Source organism: Brachybacterium sp. p3-SID957 (assembly GCF_025144775.1).
GTDB lineage: Bacteria > Actinomycetota > Actinomycetes > Actinomycetales > Dermabacteraceae > Brachybacterium > Brachybacterium epidermidis.
Genome location: NZ_JALXKT010000112.1, coordinates 1 through 2,309 on the forward strand (window position 1 = coordinate 1; position 2,309 = coordinate 2,309).

General features: G+C 67.8%; 2 protein-coding genes. Both read right to left on the minus strand.

Annotated elements, in window-relative coordinates; genetic code table 11:
- Positions 1–79: 79 nt before the first annotated feature.
- The gene (istB, locus tag M3B01_RS14485; protein ID WP_259793243.1) at positions 80–883 is read right to left on the minus strand and encodes an IS21-like element helper ATPase IstB; all 804 of its coding nucleotides are present in this window, start codon (positions 881–883) and stop codon (positions 80–82) included.
- On the minus strand, positions 880–2,208 hold the full coding sequence (gene istA, locus M3B01_RS14490) for an IS21 family transposase (RefSeq protein ID WP_259793244.1): 1,329 nt from the start codon (positions 2,206–2,208) through the stop codon (positions 880–882). Before istA ends, istB begins: the two co-directional genes overlap by 4 nt.
- Positions 2,209–2,309: the final 101 nt, after the last annotated feature.

Genomic DNA, 2,309 nt, shown 5'->3' on the forward strand with positions numbered 1-2,309 from the left:
ACTTTGTCGAAGTGGTGATGGCGCTCATCGATTTTCCCCAGAGTTGCTCGGTGAAGTTCCCCAGGGTCGCGGGGCTAGGTTAGCTGAGGTTGGTGCCGGTGGTGGCGCGTCGGATTTCCTCGGCTGCGGTGGCGTGGTGGCGGAGTCGGTAGGAGGCTCCGTCGAGGTTGATGACGACGGAGCGGTGGAGGAGTCTGTCAAGCATGGCGGCGGCGACGGTGGTGTCGCCGAGGATCTCGCCCCAGGCGCCGACGGGTCTGTTCGTGGTGATTACGATCGAGGTCTTCAGGTAGCGCTGGTTGATGACTTGGAACAGGGCCGATGCCGCTTCGGCGGGTAGCGGGAGATAGCCGAGCTCGTCGATGATCAGCAGGGTGGGGCCGGCGAAGAACCGCATCATGGTCGACCACTTCCCCTCGAGCGCGGCGCGGTGGCAGCGGGCGGCGAGGTCTGCTGCGGAGGTGAAGTAGACCCGGTAGCCAGCGTTGACGGCGGCGTGGCCGAGTCCGGTGGCGATGTGGGTCTTCCCTACTCCCGGCGGGCCGATGAGCAGCACGTTCGTCGCGTTCTCCAGGAATCGGCAGGTCCCCAGCTCGGTGAGGAGGTCCGGGTCGATGCCGGAGGCGGCGTCGTGGTCGAAGTTCTCCAGCGTCGCGCCAGTGGGAAGGTTCGCGAACCGGAATCGGCCGGCCAGGCGGCGTGCTTCGCTCGCGGTGACTTCGATGGCCAGCAGGCGTTCCAGCGCGTGAGTGAGGGTCCACTGCTCGGTGTTGGCCTGGTCCAAGATGGCGGGCAGAGCCTCAGCCGCATCGGCGAGCTTCAACTCGCTCAGATGGTCTTTGAGTTGCTGATAGACAGTTGCGGCGGCCTTGGTGGTGGTCATGTCAGGGTGTTCCTGTTCTTCGCGGCCTGCTCGTAGGCGGCCAGATCGATCACGGTGGCAGTCGGGGCCGGTGGCCCGGTCAAGACCTGGGCGGCGGCCAGCGCCGCGGGGCCGGGTGGGATGCGTTCCTTGCGGCGGTGAGGCTTCCCTGGTGGTGCCGAGGCCAGCGCGATGGTCTCCAGCGCGGTGATGTGCTGGTCGGTGCGCTGGGTGATACCCAGGCCCGGCTCGGCCAGGCGGTGACGAGCAACCGCGGCGCCGGAGATGGTGGCGATCTCGATGTGGTCCGCGCCCAGCGCCTGGTGGACATTCACTGTGGTCATCGCGAGCTCTGGCGGGACGGAGTATCGATTGCCGCGCCAGTGGATCAGCGCCTGCCGTGAAACGGTCCGGGGTTCGGTGATCACCACCGGGAACGCCATCGGCGGCAGTGGTCGCAGTCGCTCCGCAGCACGCATCGCTGCGGCGGTCGTGGACCCGACCGGGCTTTCGCGTCTGCGTCCGTCCTGCCGGGCCGCGAACCTCTCAAGCGAGGTTTGGGCCTGCTCCGCGGTGATCTCATCGGGCAGGGTCCTCCACCAGCGTTGGGCGGCGGTGTGGTTGTTCTTCTCGACCACGCCCTTACGGTTCCCGGAGCGGGGCCGGCAGACCACGGTCTGGACTCCGTGATGCTTCGCGAACGCGGAGAACATCGCGGTCAGGTCTCCGGTGGCGGGATCCAGCACGGTCCGCATCCGATCAAACCGCCACACCCTGGTCAGCCCGCCCAGCAAGGTGAGCACGGTCGTCATCGCGGCCAGCAGGTGCGGCAGGTCCATCGAGGGCGCGATCGCCGCCCGCCAGACGCCGGAATGGGCGAGCGACCCGACCAGCACATACGCCCCCTTCCGGGGAAAGCCCCACTGCTCGGGCGCGTCGGGTAGCTCGAGCCAGTCAAACTGCGTCTCTTCCCCAGGCGGGTGCTCGATCACCGCGTTCGGGCGGCGGGTGACGTGGGCGCAGGCCTGGCAGGCCGGCCGCAACGACCGGTCACGAATATGCCTGGTCAGGGACTGATACGAGCCCTCGAACCCGAGCGGGCGCAACTCGTCCAGCAGAGTCACCGCCCACAGGTGGGGGTCCTCGATCAACCGCGCGGTGACGTAATCGGTGAAGGGCTCGAACGCGTCCGGGACGGCGCGCCGGCGCACGCCCGGTTCGCGGTCGCCGCGGAGGTAGGAACGGACAGTCTTGCGGTCATGGCCGGTGCGTCGGGCGATCTCGCTGATCGTGATTCCCTGCCGGTGCAGAGCGTGGATGTCCACGCTGCTCCTCTCTGAGAGCATGAGCGTAGGGCCTCCCTGGAAGGCTGGTGAGTGGTCAGAGACCACCAGCATCCAGGGAGGCCCGCCTCATGCGACGGAGCGACCCAGCCTGGGGAATTCCG

Bases quoted from the DNA above. Each gene is read 5' to 3' on its own strand.
- istA (WP_259793244.1), bottom strand. From the start codon at position 2,208: ATGCTCTCAGAGAGGAGCAGCGTGGACATCCACGCTCTGCACCGGCAG.
- istB (WP_259793243.1), bottom strand. From the start codon at position 883: ATGACCACCACCAAGGCCGCCGCAACTGTCTATCAGCAACTCAAAGAC.